Annotated in this window: 22 protein-coding genes and 2 pseudogenes; 8 read left to right on the forward strand and 16 right to left on the reverse strand. The window is 39.0% G+C overall.

The genetic code is table 11. The features are described 5' to 3' along the window. The first annotated feature begins 83 nt into the window (after positions 1 to 83). From NDN13_RS05395 to NDN13_RS05415, 5 genes are all read left to right on the forward strand, one after another. Positions 84 to 281, forward strand: coding sequence for a hypothetical protein (locus NDN13_RS05395; protein WP_251117487.1), 198 nt, complete (start codon positions 84 to 86; stop codon positions 279 to 281). Positions 282 to 285: 4 nt separating this feature from the next. Then, positions 286 to 831: a hypothetical protein gene (locus NDN13_RS05400; protein WP_251117488.1), complete on the forward strand. Its 546-nt coding sequence runs from the start codon at positions 286 to 288 to the stop codon at positions 829 to 831. 11 nt (positions 832 to 842) lie between these two features. Next, complete coding sequence (locus tag NDN13_RS05405) at positions 843 to 1,562, forward strand: ERF family protein (protein WP_251118171.1); 720 nt, start codon at positions 843 to 845, stop codon at positions 1,560 to 1,562. Positions 1,563 to 1,773: 211 nt separating this feature from the next. Beyond that, on the forward strand, positions 1,774 to 2,004 hold the full coding sequence (locus NDN13_RS05410; protein ID WP_004653695.1) for a hypothetical protein: 231 nt from the start codon (positions 1,774 to 1,776) through the stop codon (positions 2,002 to 2,004). 2 nt (positions 2,005 to 2,006) lie between these two features. Continuing rightward, the gene (locus tag NDN13_RS05415; protein WP_251117489.1) at positions 2,007 to 3,128 is read left to right on the forward strand and encodes a phage integrase Arm DNA-binding domain-containing protein; all 1,122 of its coding nucleotides are present in this window, start codon (positions 2,007 to 2,009) and stop codon (positions 3,126 to 3,128) included. Between the two features lie 139 nt (positions 3,129 to 3,267). On the opposite strand, the pseudogene NDN13_RS05420 reads toward NDN13_RS05415, so the two are convergent. Further along, a pseudogene (locus NDN13_RS05420) lies at positions 3,268 to 3,408 on the reverse strand (G:T/U mismatch-specific uracil/thymine DNA-glycosylase); the annotation flags it as partial. Between the two features lie 725 nt (positions 3,409 to 4,133). On the opposite strand from NDN13_RS05420, the pseudogene NDN13_RS05425 reads away from it, so the two are divergent. Then, a pseudogene (locus tag NDN13_RS05425) lies at positions 4,134 to 5,120 on the forward strand (acetamidase/formamidase family protein); the annotation flags it as partial. A 219-nt stretch (positions 5,121 to 5,339) separates the two neighbouring features. Then, positions 5,340 to 5,834, forward strand: coding sequence for a DUF2867 domain-containing protein (locus NDN13_RS05430; protein WP_251117490.1), 495 nt, complete (start codon positions 5,340 to 5,342; stop codon positions 5,832 to 5,834). Between the two features lie 58 nt (positions 5,835 to 5,892). Here the strand turns inward: NDN13_RS05430 and NDN13_RS05435 are convergent, their stop codons facing one another. The 12 genes from NDN13_RS05435 to pyrG form a co-directional block, all read right to left on the reverse strand. After that, positions 5,893 to 8,223 (reverse strand): TonB-dependent receptor, encoded by a 2,331-nt coding sequence (locus NDN13_RS05435; protein ID WP_251117491.1) that lies wholly within the window; start codon positions 8,221 to 8,223, stop codon positions 5,893 to 5,895. A gap of 138 nt (positions 8,224 to 8,361) precedes the next feature. Beyond that, a complete protein-coding gene (locus tag NDN13_RS05440; protein WP_251117492.1) occupies positions 8,362 to 9,231 on the reverse strand; it encodes an MBL fold metallo-hydrolase in 870 nt (289 codons plus the stop codon). A 10-nt stretch (positions 9,232 to 9,241) separates the two neighbouring features. Further along, positions 9,242 to 9,652, reverse strand: coding sequence for a DUF6691 family protein (locus NDN13_RS05445; protein WP_251117493.1), 411 nt, complete (start codon positions 9,650 to 9,652; stop codon positions 9,242 to 9,244). Beyond that, the gene (locus tag NDN13_RS05450) at positions 9,652 to 10,068 is read right to left on the reverse strand and encodes a YeeE/YedE family protein (protein WP_070075404.1); all 417 of its coding nucleotides are present in this window, start codon (positions 10,066 to 10,068) and stop codon (positions 9,652 to 9,654) included. Before NDN13_RS05450 ends, NDN13_RS05445 begins: the two co-directional genes overlap by 1 nt. Positions 10,069 to 10,276: 208 nt before the next feature. Then, positions 10,277 to 11,029: an ATPase gene (locus tag NDN13_RS05455; protein WP_251117494.1), complete on the reverse strand. Its 753-nt coding sequence runs from the start codon at positions 11,027 to 11,029 to the stop codon at positions 10,277 to 10,279. Between the two features lie 4 nt (positions 11,030 to 11,033). Beyond that, positions 11,034 to 11,288 carry a hypothetical protein gene (locus NDN13_RS05460; protein ID WP_251117495.1) on the reverse strand — a complete coding sequence of 85 codons (255 nt, stop codon included), beginning with the start codon at positions 11,286 to 11,288 and terminating at the stop codon, positions 11,034 to 11,036. A gap of 78 nt (positions 11,289 to 11,366) precedes the next feature. Continuing rightward, on the reverse strand, positions 11,367 to 11,843 hold the full coding sequence (locus NDN13_RS05465) for a DUF6438 domain-containing protein (protein ID WP_065342092.1): 477 nt from the start codon (positions 11,841 to 11,843) through the stop codon (positions 11,367 to 11,369). A gap of 157 nt (positions 11,844 to 12,000) precedes the next feature. Continuing rightward, positions 12,001 to 12,699 (reverse strand): 2-C-methyl-D-erythritol 4-phosphate cytidylyltransferase, encoded by a 699-nt coding sequence (ispD, locus tag NDN13_RS05470; protein ID WP_251117496.1) that lies wholly within the window; start codon positions 12,697 to 12,699, stop codon positions 12,001 to 12,003. Then, positions 12,683 to 13,054, reverse strand: coding sequence for a cell division protein FtsB (gene ftsB, locus NDN13_RS05475; RefSeq protein ID WP_004653719.1), 372 nt, complete (start codon positions 13,052 to 13,054; stop codon positions 12,683 to 12,685). The genes ispD and ftsB overlap by 17 nt, the downstream gene beginning before the upstream one ends. A gap of 126 nt (positions 13,055 to 13,180) precedes the next feature. Continuing rightward, positions 13,181 to 14,470 carry a phosphopyruvate hydratase gene (eno, locus tag NDN13_RS05480; RefSeq protein ID WP_251117497.1) on the reverse strand — a complete coding sequence of 430 codons (1,290 nt, stop codon included), beginning with the start codon at positions 14,468 to 14,470 and terminating at the stop codon, positions 13,181 to 13,183. A 45-nt stretch (positions 14,471 to 14,515) separates the two neighbouring features. Then, the gene (gene kdsA / locus NDN13_RS05485) at positions 14,516 to 15,373 is read right to left on the reverse strand and encodes a 3-deoxy-8-phosphooctulonate synthase (RefSeq protein WP_005204020.1); all 858 of its coding nucleotides are present in this window, start codon (positions 15,371 to 15,373) and stop codon (positions 14,516 to 14,518) included. 34 nt (positions 15,374 to 15,407) lie between these two features. Further along, positions 15,408 to 17,039, reverse strand: coding sequence for a CTP synthase (gene pyrG / locus NDN13_RS05490; protein ID WP_251117498.1), 1,632 nt, complete (start codon positions 17,037 to 17,039; stop codon positions 15,408 to 15,410). Positions 17,040 to 17,409: 370 nt separating this feature from the next. On the opposite strand from pyrG, the gene NDN13_RS05495 reads away from it, so the two are divergent. Continuing rightward, positions 17,410 to 17,877 (forward strand): internalin, encoded by a 468-nt coding sequence (locus tag NDN13_RS05495; RefSeq protein WP_251117499.1) that lies wholly within the window; start codon positions 17,410 to 17,412, stop codon positions 17,875 to 17,877. A 58-nt stretch (positions 17,878 to 17,935) separates the two neighbouring features. Here the strand turns inward: NDN13_RS05495 and NDN13_RS05500 are convergent, their stop codons facing one another. The 3 genes from NDN13_RS05500 to NDN13_RS05510 are packed head-to-tail and all read right to left on the reverse strand — an operon-like array spanning position 17,936 to position 20,207. Continuing rightward, positions 17,936 to 19,021, reverse strand: coding sequence for a YheT family hydrolase (locus tag NDN13_RS05500; protein ID WP_251117500.1), 1,086 nt, complete (start codon positions 19,019 to 19,021; stop codon positions 17,936 to 17,938). A gap of 19 nt (positions 19,022 to 19,040) precedes the next feature. Then, positions 19,041 to 19,760: an SGNH/GDSL hydrolase family protein gene (locus NDN13_RS05505; protein ID WP_251117501.1), complete on the reverse strand. Its 720-nt coding sequence runs from the start codon at positions 19,758 to 19,760 to the stop codon at positions 19,041 to 19,043. A gap of 39 nt (positions 19,761 to 19,799) precedes the next feature. Then, positions 19,800 to 20,207, reverse strand: coding sequence for a nuclear transport factor 2 family protein (locus NDN13_RS05510; protein ID WP_004653729.1), 408 nt, complete (start codon positions 20,205 to 20,207; stop codon positions 19,800 to 19,802). Between the last annotated feature and the right edge of the window lie 3 nt (positions 20,208 to 20,210).

A 20,210-nucleotide genomic window follows, 5' to 3' on the forward strand; every position in this document is an offset into this window, starting at 1 on the left:
TTTTGGTAATATACATCTCACAGACAACAAAAAGCCCCGAAACTTTGGACGGCAACGGGGCTTTGCACTTAAGCGAGATAAGTATGAAACAAAAGCCTATACATAGTCAAACGTCCAAACGTTTGCACCAGCCCCCTACTGCTGCTGATTATCAGGTCAGTACACTCGATTTCATCAAAGCCAATCTTAAAGATGCACTTAAGCTCTTCCCTATTATTCTAGTCGTTTTCCTGCTCTGGCTAGTCCTGACCTTTGTCATTTACGGCATCTTTGGAGGATAAGCACATGGGACAATTACATACAGCTTCTAACCAAAAAACTAAGCTATTCAACTCGTCATTATCGAACAAAATACAACCGACAAGCTATGACGCACAGCGACTTGTAAGCCCTGTAAATACTGGGGTTTCAGCATCATATACACAGGGTAAGACCAAGAATTTGGAGCCTGTCATGCAAAAGAAACGCTACACCACACCTTTCGCACAATTCATCTGTAAAGACGTGAACGGCTACTACAACGTACGCCTTGGCCCAAAAATTTATCTGGTCAAAGTATCGTTAAATTACACCCCTAATTTTGATGGTGAATTCTTTGGTGGTGCACAAGCCCCATGCTTTGAGTGGCATTCTATTCTGGTTAAAGAATCACTAGAAAGCCAAGCACGCCCAATCACAGATGAAGAATTAGCGGTGTATTGGCTAAAAGGTAATATCAAGAAAATCGTAAATTACCAACGTGCCATAGAACGCAGGGCTAAAAGCCAAACACCACGCTATAGCAAAGAACAACGGATTGATTACCGCAACGCACAATATAACGGTGCCTAAGGAGATTTATGATGAATGCAGCCGTGAATCAACAAATAGCATCAACCAATACACTAGATGCCTTACAACTTATTCAGCTTGAGTTAAAAGCACCAAAGAGCAAATACAACAGCTTTGGTAAATTCCATTACCGTAGCCTTGAAGACATTCTTGAAGGTGTTAAACCACTATTGCAAAAGTATGGCGCTACCCTTGTTGTTAGTGATGAAGTGCAAGAGATTGGCCCTGTGGTGGTGATTACGGCCAAAGCAGTCTTTACCGATGCCGATGGTAAACAAACCATGACTACCGCACATGCTGGTGTGGAGATCAATAAAAAAGGAATGGATGTTGCCCAAACTTTTGGTTCATCCAGTTCCTATGCACGTAAATACGCATTGAATGGCCTGTTCCTGATTGATGATACCCAAGATGCCGATACTGATGCATATCATCAGCAAACCAATGCACAGACTCGCAACACTCAACAGAATGCTCCTGCTCAAAATCAGCAACGCAATCAGAACCAACCACCGGCTCAGCAACAACGCCAGCAGCAAAATCAAACAGCCCAGCCAAATGCAGCGCAGCAGCTGACCAATGATTTTCAGCAAGCTTTAAATGCAATTCATCACACCGACAAAGAAGCAGATCTAGGCGTGATTTATAAGCAGTTTAAAGGCACACGCTATGAAGCTCAGATTGTGCAGGCATGTAAGGCAAAAAAGGACATGGAGGGTTGGAGTGCGTAAAAACCTACATATTTAAGTATGTGGCCAAGCTTCACGGCAAAGGCAGCTTACGAGGACGTGTAGAGGCTACGACAGCTCTCCAAGCAAAACAGCAGATATTGCAAGGCAATGAATTGATCAAGGATGTCTCAGTATCGCTATTAACCAATCAAAAGGCTGCACGTGCGCAGTCTTTTGAAAAAATAAATAACTAATTTGAGGTGAATTAACTATGTCTTGCTTAATTCGAGTATCTGAATTTATTAAGCGCGTGTATGGAGACGCTGAAAATGGCGCCACTCCTCCCACTCCCCAAACCATCACCCGTAAATGCCGCATCGGTAAATTGCCTGCTGAATTACATGGCGCAGAAGATGGCAAACGAGGTACCTGGTACATCAACTGGGAAGCTTATGAAAAGCAAACTGGCGATGAGTTAGTAAATAAAGTACTGCAAGGTTAAAAATGTCACGTTCTAGAAATGCAGGCAACAAAGACTTGCCTGCGAATCTCTATAGGGATAATGGTAAATCTTGGCGATATCGCCATCCTGAAACGGGTAAATTTCATTCTATGGGGAGTAACAAGGCGATTGCAGTTCAAGCTGCACGTAAACTTAACTCATTGCTGATTCAGGAAGAAGATTATGTTTCTAGCGTAACTGGCAAAACAGTCTCATTTAAAGATTTTTGCGAACAGTTCCTTGAAGAAAAGAGACGTAAAGATGGTCGCCCTATATCGGACAACACAAAGAAGAATTATCAAATTCAGTTGAACCGAATTTTCAAAGTCTGGGGTAATAAATCTTTAGACTCCATTACTCTAAAAATGATAAATGATCAATTAGATGAGCTGACACCCTCAAACCGTAAGGCGCTTAGAAGCTTGCTTTGTAATATTTTTGATGTAGCGATGAGTAAAGGGATCTGCCCTGATAACCCTGCCCGTATTACTTTGACAAAGCACGTTCAGAGACAACGTAAGCGCCATACGGTTGCAGGACTACAACAGATTAGGGCTCATTCCCCATTATGGCTCCAGAACGCAATTGACCTATCTCTTTTAACCACTCAAAGACGTACGGATATTGTGGCTCTTCGTTGGACTGATATTTATGATGGATATATTCATATTGCACAACAGAAAACCACCACCGATTCATTCGATGAATTTGAGGTGATGGAAGGTGCTGGATATGTTCGAATTAAAATTGATGCAGAACTGCAAAAAGTTTTAGATCGATGCAAATCGGCTAAAGTTGTTACTCCGTTTGTAATTTATCAAATCCCCAAGCGTAAAACTAAAAATGCAAATAAAGAGCACTGGACTCAAATTCTTCCTCAGTATTTATCCGAGGAATTTTTGAAGATCGTTAAACTCGCTAAGGCATATCCAGATCTGAAAGGTAGGCAAATTCCGACTTTTCATGAAATACGATCACTGGCTATTTTCTTACATAAAAAAGCAGGTCGAAGTGCTCAAGCTTTGGCTGGCCATAGCTCAGTAAAAATGACCGAACATTATGAGGCTGGACATGAAATTGTTTGGAATGATGTTGATGTTGGAATTGCCCTGCCATTTGCCTAAATGACATAAATACGCTTCACAAATGGGATTTCTAAGTTATTGTTTTCTATGGTTTCTATAAGTCCCATTTTTACGTTAAAAAACGCTAATTTTTACTATAATAATTCATATAAATCATTATCTTAATTTAATTTATCGCCATTACATTTTGATAGTTTGGATAGTAAAAATCCATCTTCCAGCGAGTTTGTGGCGGTGGAAAACTGCCCAACATCAGCAGCTTTGCAGTCGCAGGTAAAAATGGTTGTAATGGATGTGTTTCTATTTCGATATCAGTCATTTATACAAAGAGCCAAATTTTAAATTGAGCGAAAAGTTCCGTTTATTTTATAGAATCTTCCAGTGTTTTGCTTGGATCTTTTGTTGGTGAAAATTTCACCTTAACAAAATTTTAACAATATCTTTTATTGGAATGAGATTTGAATTTGCTGATTTGACAGACGTAAATTAAATGTAAATTTGCTTCCAAGTCATAGCAAAATCGCTTTTTAAAGCGGTTTTGCGGATGCGAGTTCAACTCTGATGGCGTCATTTGAACTAAATCAATAACATTCTGTTTTTTTTAAATTTTATTTTTATACAACTCAGTTTTACCCAATCTTGCCCATTACCCCTTTGTCACTTTTTTGATGGGTTAAAATTTTTGCTCAATAATAATACTGCTCTATTCAGATCTTCAGTATGTAGTCTCCTAAGAACAATATTTGTACCTGAAAACCAGAAATTGTCTGGCTCTTTCTTTTCTAAGCCTTCTGAACTTATGTGTGGGACATCTTTGAAGTCTGATCGTCGACCATCCAAGCCAACAATGTACATAGAATGCCGACTGGAAAAATAAAGACCACTCTTGATTTACTAAGATGGCTGATGCACTGGATTAGACACGCTCTTGTCGCAACATAGTGCATTTTTCATTTAAATTATCCAATAAAATCAAAATTTAGCGTGGCACAAAATTTGCTCTAGCCTTATTCATTATTTTTAAAATTCGTTAAGGTATATTCTATGTTTAAGCGCTCGCTCCTTTCACTAATCATTTTCAGCAGTTTTGTAACACCAACAGTTTATGCAGAAAGTTTTAATATTCTTAAACAGATCTCAAGCAAACCTATTCAGCTAAAAGACGGTGATTACAAAGGTAATTATTATGTCCCTTCAACTTTAGATACTATCACTTGGGGCTATTTACCCAATAAAGATGCCAAACCTGTTATTTCAGTCTCCTCAGGAAGTGTAGTGACCTTTGATACTGTCTCTCATGAAGGTTTATTGGAAGATCAAGGACGTGATGCTGAAAAATATTTCAAATCGAAAGGTGTCAAAGCTGAAAACATTCTGGATGAAGCAAAAACAATTACTAGGTCGAATTTAAAACATGATTTCCACAAAGATGGCCCTCATATCGTTACTGGGCCTATTGAAATCCAAGGTGCGCAGCCTGGTGATATTTTAAAGGTCGAAGTCATTAAAGTTGAACCCCGTGTTCCTTATGGTGTTATTTCCAATCGTCATGGTAAAGGCGCACTGGTGGGTGAATTTCCCAAAAAATCTAAACAAGAAAATGCATCTGCTGCTCACCCTGAACGCTATGGGAATGTTTCGGTATTTACCCCTATAGAAAGGAACGCCAAGGGTGAATACGAAGGTGTACTCAAAACTGAATCAGGTAAAGCAATACGTTTCCCGCTTTATCCATTTATGGGCATCATGGGCGTGGCAGCGAACACCTCTGAGCCTGTACATTCTGTCCCTCCTGCCATGTATGGCGGTAATATTGATATCAATGAATTAGGTGCTGGATCAACCATCTATTATCCGGTACAAGTTGCTGGTGCACTGTTCTATACTGGCGATAGTCATTTTTCACAGGGAGATGGTGAGGTAGCTCTAACAGCCTTGGAAGCATCTGCTCGCGCAACACTTAAATTTACCTTATTAAAAGCAGGCAAAGATAAGATTCCAGGTAAGGAAATTATGCAACCATTGGCCGATATGTTATAAAATCAGTCTTGCTGTAGTTAAATTTTCTATAAATTATGTGAAATGTAATTTAGCTTAGCAAAATAAATATCAATTAGAAAAGCCATTTTGTACTAGAATATCAAACTGAATTCAAAATAATCGTCAGATAATGTGATTGACAAACATTCAGTAATTCATCTATAAATTATTATAAATTTCATATATCTATAAAATCTAGGAATAAGCACAATGGAACATCAGAATGATCTTCATCCTTTGGTTGCTCCATTAGCGGCGCTTAATTACCTACATGAAGCACATCAATACATCGATAAGAACCTAACAGTGATGCAAGTTTATAATTTAATGACAGGACATCCACCCTTTTGGTTACGTATTGCATTTAAAATCAGAGATTTTTTAAGTTTAAGGTTAGGAGGTGTTCAACCGATCAGCGGCTTTGATTCGGTTAAACCCGAAAATGTTCAGATCAATGAAAAGTTGGATTTTTTTGATGTAGTGAAAATTACGGACAAGGAATTATATTTACAATCTACAGATAAACATCTCAGCGTATTGGTCGCATTACAGCTTCAGGAACATAATGAACAAGAGAATGAGTTGACCGTCACAACCAGTGTGATTACTTACAATCTTTTTGGAAAGATTTATATGCTTCCGGTCTCCTTGGTACATGATCTAATCATCAAAAATTCATTAAAAAATTTAAATCAATCGTGTTAAGTGGCGACCACTGAAAGCGCTTCTAGCGATTTTCTTTCAGTAGCCAGATTTTATCACCTTATATCTTCATACTTACACCAAGCTGAAAACCTCGCCCTGGCAATGGTGCAATATATTTCAATGGGGAATTATGCGGTCTCGCTTCCTCATTCAGTAAATTTGAACCGTTCAGGAACACGTCAATATCAGAGTTCTTTAATTTCATATGCTTGCTAATCTGCATATCGACCATATTGAAGGCTGGCAATGGCTCTTCCTCCGAAACATTCTTGCCTAGATATTTCGGTTTATCATAATAAATACTTGAGAGACGTGCAGCCCAATCCCCTTTACTCCACTCTACGCTTGCACCGTAGCGACTGGTTGGCATGTTTGGTAAATAATTGCCATCATTAAACAAACTCGTTCGATTCGGATTTAAATTCTTATTTTTCACAAAATCAGCAAACGCACCTAGGGTAAAAAGCCCCAAACGCTGTGTATTGATTTTCTGTTTTAGATCAACTTCAAAGCCTGTGATTTCTGTATCTGTTTGAGTCCAGTATTTGAGAGGTAAGCGGTTCGCCGTTTGCATGCCAGAATGAGTAAGATAGAGATAGTTTTCAAATTTCATCTTATATACAGTAGCCTCAAGATTAAAATCTTGATAATTGAATAAAGCGGTCAACTCTGTATTTTTAGATTTTTCAGGCTCTAACTTTTGATTTCCTTGCTCATTAACCATGATCGAATAATGATTACCACTGGCATAAAGTTCATTCAGCTCTGGTGCACGCTCTGATACTGAATATCTAAGCTTCATACCTAGATAGTCATTCATTCTGAGATATGAACTGAAACTATAATTTTCCAGATCAAAACTGGTGTCTTGTAGTGTTGTATTTGGTGAATTACGAGCAACTTTAAAATCGCTGTCTTTGATCGTATGATCAATGCTTTCTTGGCGATAACCTGCATCGAAAGAAACACGGCCCAAATCAATTTTCTCTTGAACAAAAATCGCTTGTGTCTTGGTATTTACGTTAGGTAAATAGCGTAGTTTCCCGTGTCCTTCAACGCTTCGATTACTCTGACTCAACCCAAGTAAACCATTCAAATAAGTAAAGGGCTGATGTCTCAATACAATTTCGGCTTGTTTAGTATCAAAGCGGTAATCATTGGCAAGCTGTGTCCCGAGATATTCACCTGAACGATTGATTACCTGATTCGCTTTAATATCAATGCCTTTCAAAAATGGAATATCAAAATTAATTTGACTGTCTAGGCTATATTTCCTTTGATCGGTCTTTACACCAACAGGCAAGCCATCCTCATAAGAAGATTGAAATGACTTATTTTCTAAAGAAAAGCCTGGTACGCCGTATGCATTTTTCTTTGAATCCGCACTCAAGCCAATATATCCATTTTGCAGAAAGTAGGTACTTCCGATCGCATAATACTGATTTTCTAAATAACTATTGCCTAATTTACGATGGTAATTTGGCGTCACATCATTATTAATTCTGTTTTCTTTAAACTTAGCTGTATCAGGCTTATATTCTGGATTTACCGGGTTGGTATACGTTTTACCACTCCAAACAGAAGTCGGTTTATCGGTATAAAATGAAAATTGACCATCTGCCCAATCGGGATTCTCAGTCATGAATTGGTCAATATATTGTTGCGATGCGGTGTTATAGATCTGTTGTATACGTGCATCCTTTTGGCAAGCATCTGCCAATGCTGAATTGACACCGCCCGTTGCAGGAAATACTGCGCTATTACATTGCTCAGCCTTGCTGTTGCCTGGAATTTTATAAGAAGAAATGTCTTGTTTAGAAAATAAAAAATTGGTTGAAAAGTTGCTTTGATTATTTAAATTCAGCTTAAAGCCATGTGCATCGGTGCTGTTCCAACCTTTTCGCGCAGCCAGCTCTAAATTATGATCTTTCTTAGGAATTTCTTTGCTAATCAGACCATTCTCTACATTTACACTACCACCGATAGCATTTCCGCCGTATCGCACACTATCCGATGACTTATTTACCTGAATAGATTGATTAAATAAAGGATCAAATGGAATGGCAATATTACCACTGACAGCATTCATACCATAAATCGATAATCCATCCTCAAGAATTTGTACACGATTGCCACTTAAGCTGCGGATAACTGGTGCTCCTGCATTGGGGCCAAAAGAGCTACTCTGTACACCTGACACCTGCTTGAGTGCATCCCCTAAAGTTTGATTTTGTGTATTTCGATTTTCTACAACGATATTGTTCCCGATTGAAAGATCTGTTTCTGCTTTTAAACTGATTTTTGGCAAGATAACAGGACTGTCCTGCTCATTTGCAGATGCTTGCTGATGAATGAATAGAATGGCTATTGCCAAGGCTTTGTAACGCACATTGAACTCCTTATTTTCAATTGTTATGTTATAACATAACAATTAAGTGTTCAAACAAAACCTAAGTTTCATTTTTCATTCTTAATGTGCGAGAAAAGACATCGTTCAATTCCTTTTGAACGATTGAGTGTGTGACGATTAATTAAAATAATTCAAAGGTAACTTTAAATAGCGAACCCCATTAGACTCGGGTTCTGGGAATCGGCCTGCACCCATATTGATTTGAATTGCCGGTAGAATAAGCTTAGGCATCGACAAAGTTGCATCACGTGCTTGACGCATTTGTACAAACTCATGCTTCAGTGTTTTTGCATTTAAGTGAATATTGCTTTGCTTCTGTGCCCGAATATCTGTTTCATAACTATATGTATCACGACCTTCTGGTTTATAGTCGTGACATAAAAAGACACGTGTAAGTTCTGGCAATTGATACAGTTTTTGCACAGAATCAAATAAGATATTCGCACTGCCTTTTGGGAAATCACAACGCGCCGTTCCATAATCGGGCATAAATAAGGTATCACCAATAAAAACAGCATCACCGATCACATAACTTAAGCACGCAGGTGTATGTCCAGGTGTCGGTATGTTATATGCCGCTAAGTTTCCGATACGGAAGTGTTCATGGTCTTTAAACAGATAATCAAACACTTGATGCGTATTAAAATACTTCATATCCATATGATAAATTGCACTAAATGTTTCCTGAACAATGGCAATTTTCTCACTCATGGCAATCTTGCCGCCAAGCTTAGATTTCAGATATTGTGACGCCGTTAAATGATCGGCATGAACATGCGTTTCCAATATCCATTCAACGGTAAGGGCTTGAGATTCAATATAAGCAATGATCTCATCTGCATGCTGTGTAGATGTTGATGCCGAGGCAGCATCATAATCCAAAACACTATCAATAATTGCACAATGTTTTGTTTCAGCATCATGTACAACATAACTAAAGGTATTACTTTGCTCATCAAAAAAGGCTTTGACTGCTGGATATTGCACTGCATTTCTCCTACTGTTTGGCCCAAAGACGATGGATCAACATGCCGAGCAGCATTGCTCCAATAAAATACCAAACTTCAAAATAACCCAGTCCGATCAGAGTAATTGCGGGTGCTGGGCAAATGCCTGCAATTCCCCAACCCATACCAAATAATATCGCACCTGTAATCAACTTCTTATCAATTTGATTATTCTTTGGTAAAGCAATCGCCTCACCTGATAATGTTGTGGGATTGCGTAGAGCTTTTTGAAATGGGATAAATGCAACTGCAATTCCACCAATCATCACAAACATCAAACTAATATCCCATGTGCCAAAAATGTCTAGAAAACTTAATACCTTCTCAGGATTTGACATTCCAGAAACCAAGAGGCCTAGTGCAAATAGACTACCAAAGATCAATGCAAACAAATTCTTCATTATGCTGCTCCCAGAATATGACGTACTACATAGACCGTAACAAAACCAGCGAACATGAATGTGATTGTGGCAACCATTGAACGTGGCGATAAACGGCTAATCCCGCAGATCCCATGCCCACTGGTACAACCTGAACCTAAACGTGTCCCAAAGCCTACCAACAGTCCAGCAATGATCAAAGCGAGCGGAGACGACTGCATAATAATTTCAGGCTTGACAAAAATTTGATAAATAAAGGGGGTAATAATCAGGCCTAATAAAAACCAAAAAGCCGAACTATGTAAAAATGTTTTGGGCTGTAATAATTGGGCAATCAAACCACTCACACCCGCGACACGCCCATTGACGTATAAATAACCAACAGCCGCTAATCCAATTAACGCGCCACCAATCAAAGCTAGAATAATACTTGTCATCATCCTCTCCCACCAATCAATATATGTTTTTATAATATATTATTTTAAATAACATTTGAATAAATCTATTCAATATTAGCCTTTAAATCGTGATTTATACGAAAAATGGCACATCTTGGTAAATATTTTCTAAAATCAAGTAAGTTAATTTGACTGTTGAGCATAAAAATATGCTGTGAACAAGTATCGCATTTCTTGAATAGACCGATTATTCAAACTCAGCAAGTACTCTTTCTGCAAACCAAACAGGAAAGACTGTCACGATTGGATTGATTCTTAGTCGATCCGCTTGTTCAATTTCTGCTAAAAAAGCTGCTTTTTCACCATTAGAAGAATTATCAAATATAAAAGCTCGATCACTCACCTCAATGGCTTGCATGAGTAAGTCCATGCTACGGTAATAACGATCACGAATTTTGGGTTCTGCTACAGCATGTCCACCTGTACTTACCCGATACTGCACCCGCGCAATATTGATTTCAGGGTCAATCGTTGACACATAGTACAGATAAGTTTTAAACCCTTGCTCCTGAGCCATTCTCAGAAACTCAACTTTGCTGATATGCGACATAACAGTTTCAAAGGTAAAACTTATTTTTAAGCTTAGAAATTCTAAACGGATAAAGTCGATGATTCTGGCAGCAAGATATGAATCAATATCTTGAATAGCAAAAAGAATAAGGTGCTCACCGAGCAATTCAGGTTCTTGGCTTAATAAATTACAGATTTTTTGATTCAATTTTTTCTTTTTGGTTTTTAAAAAAGCAATCAATTTCAGTGCATCTAGAGACTCATGATAAATCTTTAAGTCCAAGCGATGAGTTTGATTTAAAGTTTTTTCGAGTTCATCTGCATTTAAATATGCCCCAATATGTCGGGGCAATAAATATTCTTTAATCGTACTTTTACCAGAACCGTTTGGACCAGCAAACATGCGAATTCTAGGCGTAGACTGTCGCATTAACTTATACAACAGCCTGCTTTTTCTTACGCTTCAATATAGTACGCGATGCTTCAATAGTAGTATAAGCGCCTGAGATATCCTTGATCACTTCAGTCTCACCAGTTGGATGCTGTTTTAACAGTTGACAACCTTTGGCATAGACCACAGTAGAGGATTCACTAGCTTCTTCAAATGCATTACGGAATGCTTCTACAGCAAGCTTAGGAAGAAGACTTTCCTCTTGCGTACTCATTTTCATGATTGTAAAAGCTGTCATTAAAGACTCCTCAGCCTGATTGCGCTTATACCTATACTAGCATAACTGCTAGTTTTGTCTATTTTTGCAGCAGAGAGTTTAACGAACCAGATCTTCAATACCGATCAGTTTTGGTAATTTATCAATTACTTTATTCAACTCAGCATTTGCCGGAGAAATACATCCTGTGTAATGGCTAAGTTTCGTTACAGTACCATCAGGCTTTTTCCATGAGAAGTAAGCACTTGGCTGGTCTGTTGCGGTTTCTTCACAACCAGTTGTCTTTACATTTGCACCCGTCGCAGGACGATAGGTTTTTAGCTCTTGCTGTAATTTCTTATAAACAGAAGGATCAACAGTTAAATCCTGAGTACCTGTTACTTTGGTGTATTGTTTACCATCGAAATGAACAGCACCTTCAGGGGTAATCTCAACAGAATAGATTGGGCATGCACCAAAACATGGACTAGATGAGTAGCGGATTGTTTCTTGCGCCGTATCCTGAGGTTGTTGAGGTGTTGTTGCACAGCCAACTAAAGAAAAAGTAAAAAGGCCCGCAATGAATAATTTTTTCATTTGTTGATCCGTTATAAAGTATGTTATTCAAATTTAACAAATCGTAGAAATTTTGTCATTTAGATTGATGTAAAAAAAATGGAAAAATCACTTAAATTTACTTAGGCTATTTTGAGTTAAACAAAAAAATAAGCGCTTTTACATAGGCGAATTAGGCTTAGTTTTGAGCCTGAAGAATTAAGCGAGCAAGTTCTAAATCGTCAGCATAAGTAATTTTGATATTATCTGAACGTCCCTGCACCACTTGTACAAGTTCATCCATATATTCCAAAGCACTTGCTTCATCCGTGATCACAATATGATTAGCTAAAGCTTGTTCAATCGCATTTTTAAGAACGCCGAGTTGTGCCATTTGTGGTGTTTGCGCTTGCCACAATAACTCACGACTCACAGTTTTCTCAATCTGATTTTGCCGAGCTACTTGTTTTAGCGTATCACGAACTGGAATAGCCAAAATTGCACTTTGATTTGAATGCTGAGCTGATTCGACTAACTTTGTTAGGCAGTTTACAGTTACGCATGGTCGTGCAGCGTCATGGACCAACACCCAATCATCTTCATCCGCAATTTCAGATAAATAGATTAAGGCATTTAAAACTGAATGGACACGCTCAGTGCCACCAATGCAAAAATGAAGTTTATCACTATGCTGAAAAGCGAGGGTTTTTGCGAAATTATCTTGCTCACCAATGGCAAGTACACAACCTGCTAAATCTAAGGAATTCAGTCGATTGACGGTGTGTTCAAGCACAGTTTGATCTTGAATATACTGATATTGTTTTAATTCAGTTTTTGAAAAACGACTGCCCGAACCTGCTGCTGGTACAACCGCCCATAGCTTAGTCTGGGTTTTCATTGGTTGCAGTGTCTTCTTTTGCGTTTGGATCGATATAAATCGGTTTGTAATGGGTACTAATGGTACTCATTTGTACAAACGTCTCATTCGGTTTAATCAAACCTAAGTCTAAACGTGCATGTTCTTCAATGGCTTCGCTGCCATTTTTTAAATCAAAAACTTCCGCCGCTAAAATACGATTACGTTCTTTTAGCTCAGTATTAATTTCTGCTTGTTGCGTAATTTGTTGAGTTAAAGCTTGGTGAGGAAAATAACCACCCTCACCTAGCCAAAATTGATACTGTAGGCTTGCCACCAAAGCGATGACAAGCACTAGAATCAATTTACTCGAGGTCGATCGAAACATCTCTATCATGAAAAATTCCCTACATCCTTCTTACAAGGAAGATCATCTGCAAATTCTATATGATTATGAATTTGCAGAGTTTCTCTCTTTTGTAAAGAAAGATGATCAGAAGTATTCAACATAGATAAATTGACCTTATTTTAGACCTTTGAATTCAGCTTTACCGCGGTAAGCTGCATTCGTTAATTCTTCGATACGAAGTAATTGGTTATATTTCGCTACACGGTCAGAACGGCAAAGTGAACCAGTCTTGATTTGACCCGCTGCTGTACCTACTGCCAAGTCAGCAATTGTTGAATCTTCAGTTTCACCAGAACGGTGTGAAATTACAGTGCTATAGCCATTTGCTTTTGCAAGGTAAATCGCATCTAAAGTTTCAGTCAATGTACCAATTTGGTTGTATTTAATCAGAATAGAGTTACCGACTTTCTCATTAATACCACGTTGTAAAATCTTAGGATTAGTTACGAATAAATCGTCGCCAACCAATTGAATTTTGTCACCGAGGATTGATGTTAAGTAGCTCCAACCTTCCCAGTCAGATTCATCTAAACCATCTTCAATCGAAATGATTGGGTATTGGTTTACAAGACCCGCTAAATAGTCAGAGAACTGGTTGCTTGTGAATGCTTTATTACCTTCACCAGCAAGGATGTACTGACCATTTTTGTAGAATTCTGAAGAAGCACAGTCAAGTGCCAACATAATATCAGAACCAGCTTTGTAACCAGTTTGACCAATTGCTTCAAGAATAACAGTGATTGCTTCTTCGTTTGAACGCAAGTTTGGTGCAAAACCACCTTCATCACCGACAGCAGTGTTTAAACCTTTTTTGTTTAAAACTGATTTTAGTGAATGGAAGATTTCAGCACCTGCACGTAATGCTTCAGCAAAAGAAGTGAAGCCTACAGGCTCAATCATGAACTCTTGAATATCAACATTATTGTCTGCATGCGAACCACCATTGATGATGTTCATCATTGGTACAGGCATGGTCAAAGTCGTTTGACTACGAAGATCAGCGATATATTGGAAAAGAGGAATTTTCTTTTCATCTGCAGCAGCGCGCGCAGCAGCCAATGAAACAGCTAAAGTTGCGTTAGCACCTAATTTTTCTTTGTTTTCAGTACCATCAAGCACGATCATCGTATTATCGATGTCTTTTTGTTCAAATACTGATTTACCCACTAAAGCGTCACGGATAATCGTGTTTACGTTATTAACCGCAGTTTTAACACCTTTGCCCAAATAACGTGCTTTGTCGCCATCACGAAGTTCTAAAGCTTCACGAGAACCAGTTGAAGCACCAGATGGTGCACATGCACGACCAACAACCCCAGATTCTAAAATAACGTCTGCTTCGATGGTTGGGTTACCACGAGAGTCCAAAATTTCACGTGCGCGGATGTCAACGATTTGGCTCATGAACAATTCCTCTGTTGAATGAAAAACAAGATGCAAATGATTGCATCAATGGGTGTCTAACTTTTTGAATCCTTTAACCAAAGTATCCAATTCTTTTAATTGCGCCAAGAATGGCTCAAGCTGAGATAAACGCAATGCACATGGTCCATCACATTTTGCGATTTCTGGCTCTGGATGTGCTTCCAGAAATAAACCAGCCAATCCTGTTGCCATGCCTGCACGCGCTAATGTCGTAATCTGGGCACGACGGCCACCAGCAGAATCAGCACGTCCGCCTGGGGTTTGCAATGCATGGGTAACATCAAAGAAGACCGGCACATTCATTTCTTTCATGGTATCGAAGCCAAGCATATCAACAACCAAGTTGTTATAGCCGAATGCTGAACCACGTTCACAAAGGATGAGTTTGTCATTCCCAGCTTCCAAACACTTATGCAAGATATGACGCATTTCATGTGGCGCTAAGAACTGTGCTTTTTTGATATTGATAATGGCTTGAGTTTTCGCCATTGCCTCAACAAGATCAGTCTGACGACTTAAGAAGGCAGGAAGTTGGATAATGTCGGCAACTTCAGCAACAGGCGCTGCTTGGTAAGGCTCATGAACGTCTGTGATAATGGGCACATTAAAATGCTTTTTAATGTCTGCAAGCCATTCAATCCCTTTTTCCAAACCTGGTCCACGATAAGAGTTTAGGCTTGAACGGTTTGCTTTATCAAAGCTTGCCTTGAATACATAAGGAATGTCTAGGCGTTTGCAAATATCAACATAAGTTTCAGCAATTTCAAATGCTAAATCTCTTGATTCCAGTACGTTCATTCCGCCAAATAATACAAATGGCAAATGATTTGCCATTTGTATATCGCCTAAACGTACAACTTCTTGTGGTTTTAATTGTGACATTTAAACTTTCCCAGTTTATTTAAACTTTCATTACTTACTTTTGATGCTGTTTTTTAGCAGCCTCGATAAAACTAGCAAATAATGGATGTCCATCACGTGGTGAACTTGTAAATTCTGGGTGGAATTGTACAGCAATAAACCAAGGATGTTCAGGAATTTCTACAGTTTCAACTAAATGTTGTACTGATGAATAACCTGAAATTTTCATACCCGCTTGTTCAAGCGCTGGAATAAAACGGTCGTTCATTTCATAGCGATGACGATGACGTTCAGTAATTTCAGCTTTACCATAAACTTCGCGAGTCTTCGTGCCTTCAACCAATTCAGATTTCTGTGCACCTAAACGCATGGTACCGCCTAAATCAGACTCAAGGCTACGTTGTTGTAACTCGCCGCGTTCATCTAACCATTCAGTGATTAAACCAATCAATGGATATTTCGTTGAACGGTTAAATTCAGTCGAGCTCGCTTCTGGCATTGCAGCAACATGACGTGCATATTCAATCACCGCCAATTGCATACCTAAACAGATACCAAGGAATGGAATCTTGTTTTCACGTGCGTATTGAATGGCTTTCATTTTGCCTTCAGTACCACGCTCACCAAAACCACCTGGTACCAAGATCGCATCTGCCGTACTTAAAACACTAATATCTTGCTGTTCAAGCTCTTCAGCATTGACATAATCAATCTGGACTTTAACACGGTTCTGGATACCTGCATGGAGAAGCGCTTCATTCACAGATTTATAAGCATCTGGAAGTTCAACATATTTACCCACCATTGCAACACGAACTGTGTATTCAGGGTTGAGTAATGCTTCAACGACATTGTCCCAATCTTCAAGATTTGCTTCTGGAAGATCATTAAAGCCAAAACGCTCACAGATCAAGTCATCAACGTTTTGTTCGTAGAATGTACGTGGAATTTGATAAATCGTTTTCGCATCTTTACATACCACAACGGCACGCGCTTCCACATTCGTGAACAATGCAATTTTACGTTTAGTATCAACATCGACATCATATTCAGTACGACAGATTAAAATATCTGGCTGAATACCAATTGAAAGAAGCTCTTTTACTGAGTGTTGAGTTGGCTTGGTTTTGAGCTCAGCCGCAGATTTGATATATGGTAACAATGTTAAATGCATGAGCATGGTACGTTTATGACCAAGCTCTACCATCAACTGACGGACTGATTCCATAAATGGAAGTGATTCGATATCACCAACCGTACCACCAATTTCAACGATAGCAACGTCGTAGCCTTCACCTGCGCGAAGTACACGTTCTTTAATGTTGTCTGTAATATGTGGAATAACTTGAACCGTACCACCTAAGTAGTCACCACGACGTTCTTTATTTAAAACGTCCTGATATACGCGACCACTGGTAAAGTTATTCAGTTTGGTCATTTTCGCACGACGTAAGAAACGTTCGTAATATCCCAAATCTAAGTCAGTTTCAGCACCATCCTCTGTGACGAAAACTTCACCGTGCTGAAATGGGCTCATGGTACCTGGATCGACATTAATGTATGGATCCATTTTTACCATAGTGACTTTTAAGCCACGAGCTTCCAAAAGTGCAGCAACAGAAGCAGCAGAAATACCTTTACCTAGTGATGAAACCACACCACCAGTGACAAAAATAAAATGGGTCATTGAGTTTCTCGTACAATCGAGCCGAAATCGGCCTACAATGTTGGGCAATTTTACTGTACTCTGCCCCTATAAAGCAAAGTCAAACCGCATCAATTCAAAGAACTATAAACAACTGGTTATTCTATCAGCATTTTCGATAAAAATTTACGGGTTTTGTGGATTTTTCATCCATAAACGCCCCTTCATCGATCAAATCCATCAACATATAGATTAAAAATCAGGTTTTCATCACAGTGAAATCAATTTAAAACCCTAAACGCCTTTGCAAACATTTATAAAATATCAACAAACTCAACAAAGCGTAGTGATTTCTTCACATAGATTTACTGTTATAATTGCTGCTGTCCTTTTTTAATATGTTGTTTTAGCAATGGCGAATAAAAAACTTTTAATTTGTGCAGCACTTGCGACTGGTCTTTTATTAACTGCTTGTGTGAAAAAAGAAGAACCTAAAAGCGAAGAGCAGCAAGAGCAGACCGCAACTGAGACTCAAACTCAGCCTGAACCTGAAAAAATCCAAGAGTTCGAGTCTTTAGAAAGTGTCGATAAGCATGAAGCTCCAGCGCCTGTTGTAGAAACAACGCGTGAAGAAACACCAAATACAACGACCGAAATTCGTCGTGAGACTCGTCCAGCTCAAACAGAAACACCTGCTGCAACTGAAGCTCCACGCGCGGAAGAGCAAAAACCTGTAAAAGCTGAACAGAAACCAGCAAAGACTGAACAGCCTAAAGCAGAACAACCCGTGAAAGCGGCAAAACCATCTGCACCAGCTCAAAGTGAAGATGATGCTGTCGCTGCTGCAATCGCTGCTGCAACACCAGCTTTAAATAACTAATTCACTCTTGAGTAATAAAAAGCCAGTTGCTTTCAACTGGCTTTTTTGTGTCTATAGATTAGTAATTTTTAAAAAAGTCCGCCATCAAACGGGAGGCCCAAGATTTCACCATCAAACTTTCATAGAAACCACAATGGCTTCCCTTTTTGGTCGTTACAACTGCAATATTGTCCATTTGCTGAATGGCATCTTTATAAGGTTCTAAGTTTTTAATTGAACAGACTGGATCATCTTCGGCATTGAGAATCATCAATGGAATTTTGACATTTTCGAAGACATAGATTGGATTAATCGCTTGGCAATAGCTCTGATAATCCTGAAATCCTGCCATTTCAAAATATTCTTTTTCAAACTCTTCCAAGCTTGTGGTCGTTAGCACTTTTTCTACAGATGCAATCTGATTCCATGTATTCTGATAAGGATAAATGAAGTATTTAAATAACTTCTTAGTCATCATTTTGCTATAAAAAGGATGCACATTTTTAAAACCAATTTCAGTGTTATAACCAGGACACATTGCAAAAGCAGCTTTGAATGGCGTATCCACCCCTTGCTCGCCTAAATAGCGGACCAAAAGCCCCGTTCCAGCTGAGGAACCAACTGCATATAAATCGGATTGTGGAAACAGGTTTTGAATATGCGCAAGTTGTTCTTTCAGATCACTGGTTGAACCAAACAGTGAAATACGAGGCACTGGCATTGGCAATCCTGCATGACCTCGGCGCAAACACAGTGCAATTCGCCAACCATTATATTCATGCAAATCTTTGACCAGTTCGCGCATACTTTCAGGTGTCCCTGTAATGGTATGCATAATTACAACGGTTGGTGTTTCTGCTGGCAAGTCATATCCATACCACGCAACGGCGGTAATCCCGCCATCCTGCATGATCAAACGATCAACACGGTCATATTCAAGTTTAATGGTTTTCTTACGAATCACATCAAAATACAATAAATGTAGATGTGTATTACTCAGCCAAGGCGTAGGACGATATTTTTGCTTTAACTGCGGTAATTTTTCCAAAACATCTTTAATTTTCCCTTTCGGGTCATAATACATTTTGGGTTGCTCAGCACCGAGCACTGAATCAAGAAGCTCTGAACCTAGCACTTTGATTTTATCTAAAGCAGATATACCCATATTCAATAACCGCCTCTATCTAAGCATGAGTAAATGTTTGTCGCACCAAAGTTGCGACCTGTTGTCCCCAGATGGCATAGATTTCTTTGCTTGGATGAAAACCATCGCTTGCCATCGGCAAATCCATTGCTTGAAAAGCTTCAATATCATATTGAATAAATCGAAATTGAGATTGTGGTGCCAACCATTGTTGTAATGCCTGATTCATTTGTTCTGCATATTTTCCAAACAGCCAAGCCAAAGGATTAGGCAAAGCCGGAAAATGCTGCATTGGCGGCACACCCGATACAATAATGAGTTTAGGTTGAAACTGATTCTGTATATAAGTGAATAGCTGTTTTTGTTGTTTAAGCCAAGATTTTGCAGAAGTCAGTTTAGTCACATCATTGACACCAATTGAAGTGATAACAATATCATAGCACTGCTGCTCTAATAGTTGTACTGCTTGAAAAACCTGTTGCGTGGTATCGCCTGTTTTAGCATGTAGTTTCCATTGCAGCAGATATTCATTCTGCAACTCAGCAATAAGCGCTCCCGACAAAGCCTGTTGTTGGGTTTCAACCCCAACACCCGCCGCTGCTGAATCACCTAGAATAAGTAAAGAAAGTGGCTGACCCTGACCCACGATACCGTGGCGATCACCACTTGCTTCCGAAAGACGTGGTGTATTGTTACGAACTTTCAGACCCTGTATGACTAATACAGGCAGTAATGCAAAAGTTGAAAGCTTTAACCACATTTTAATTCTCTTAATATTACTTAGGCTATTTTGCAGACATTAATTCGGTTGATACTTGGCAAAACGTGCACCCATTTTTTCTGCCAATGCGGCCAAACCACTCATTGGGCGAATCATCACTTCAAAATCAATGATTTTGCCTTGTTCATTAAAGCGAACCATATCAATGCCTTTAAGTGATTTTCCGCTGACATTAGCGCTAAATTCCAACACCACATTTTCACCATCTTCAGTGTAAAATTCACGATGATAGGTAAAGTTTTCAAACACCTGAATCACATTGGTCAAAATAAAGAAAACCACGTGTTTTCCTTCATAAGGGTTATAAGCAACTGGTGAACGAAACACCACATCGTCTGCCAACAAATCATTTAAGTTGGATAGGTCACCTGTTTTAATCATCTGATGCCAGTTTTCTAAAGCTTGTTTTGTTGTTTCCAATGTCATTGT

The organism is Acinetobacter sp. C32I, assembly GCF_023702715.1.
Lineage (GTDB): Bacteria > Pseudomonadota > Gammaproteobacteria > Pseudomonadales > Moraxellaceae > Acinetobacter.

What these genes read in the sequence shown, in the direction of transcription:
- NDN13_RS05465 (WP_065342092.1), bottom strand. Translation starts at nt 11,843, where the DNA reads ATGAAAAAATTATTCATTGCGGGCCTTTTTACTTTTTCTTTAGTTGGC.
- NDN13_RS05405 (WP_251118171.1), top strand. Translation starts at nt 843, where the DNA reads ATGAATGCAGCCGTGAATCAACAAATAGCATCAACCAATACACTAGAT.
- NDN13_RS05455 (WP_251117494.1), bottom strand. Translation starts at nt 11,029, where the DNA reads ATGCGACAGTCTACGCCTAGAATTCGCATGTTTGCTGGTCCAAACGGT.
- NDN13_RS05400 (WP_251117488.1), top strand. Translation starts at nt 286, where the DNA reads ATGGGACAATTACATACAGCTTCTAACCAAAAAACTAAGCTATTCAAC.
- kdsA (WP_005204020.1), bottom strand. Translation starts at nt 15,373, where the DNA reads ATGTCACAATTAAAACCACAAGAAGTTGTACGTTTAGGCGATATACAA.
- pyrG (WP_251117498.1), bottom strand. Translation starts at nt 17,039, where the DNA reads ATGACCCATTTTATTTTTGTCACTGGTGGTGTGGTTTCATCACTAGGT.
- ispD (WP_251117496.1), bottom strand. Translation starts at nt 12,699, where the DNA reads ATGAAAACCCAGACTAAGCTATGGGCGGTTGTACCAGCAGCAGGTTCG.
- NDN13_RS05495 (WP_251117499.1), top strand. Translation starts at nt 17,410, where the DNA reads ATGGCGAATAAAAAACTTTTAATTTGTGCAGCACTTGCGACTGGTCTT.
- NDN13_RS05415 (WP_251117489.1), top strand. Translation starts at nt 2,007, where the DNA reads ATGTCACGTTCTAGAAATGCAGGCAACAAAGACTTGCCTGCGAATCTC.
- NDN13_RS05410 (WP_004653695.1), top strand. Translation starts at nt 1,774, where the DNA reads ATGTCTTGCTTAATTCGAGTATCTGAATTTATTAAGCGCGTGTATGGA.
- NDN13_RS05505 (WP_251117501.1), bottom strand. Translation starts at nt 19,760, where the DNA reads ATGTGGTTAAAGCTTTCAACTTTTGCATTACTGCCTGTATTAGTCATA.
- eno (WP_251117497.1), bottom strand. Translation starts at nt 14,470, where the DNA reads ATGAGCCAAATCGTTGACATCCGCGCACGTGAAATTTTGGACTCTCGT.
- NDN13_RS05445 (WP_251117493.1), bottom strand. Translation starts at nt 9,652, where the DNA reads ATGAAGAATTTGTTTGCATTGATCTTTGGTAGTCTATTTGCACTAGGC.
- NDN13_RS05395 (WP_251117487.1), top strand. Translation starts at nt 84, where the DNA reads ATGAAACAAAAGCCTATACATAGTCAAACGTCCAAACGTTTGCACCAG.
- NDN13_RS05510 (WP_004653729.1), bottom strand. Translation starts at nt 20,207, where the DNA reads ATGACATTGGAAACAACAAAACAAGCTTTAGAAAACTGGCATCAGATG.
- NDN13_RS05460 (WP_251117495.1), bottom strand. Translation starts at nt 11,288, where the DNA reads ATGACAGCTTTTACAATCATGAAAATGAGTACGCAAGAGGAAAGTCTT.
- NDN13_RS05450 (WP_070075404.1), bottom strand. Translation starts at nt 10,068, where the DNA reads ATGACAAGTATTATTCTAGCTTTGATTGGTGGCGCGTTAATTGGATTA.
- NDN13_RS05500 (WP_251117500.1), bottom strand. Translation starts at nt 19,021, where the DNA reads ATGGGTATATCTGCTTTAGATAAAATCAAAGTGCTAGGTTCAGAGCTT.
- NDN13_RS05430 (WP_251117490.1), top strand. Translation starts at nt 5,340, where the DNA reads ATGGAACATCAGAATGATCTTCATCCTTTGGTTGCTCCATTAGCGGCG.
- ftsB (WP_004653719.1), bottom strand. Translation starts at nt 13,054, where the DNA reads ATGATAGAGATGTTTCGATCGACCTCGAGTAAATTGATTCTAGTGCTT.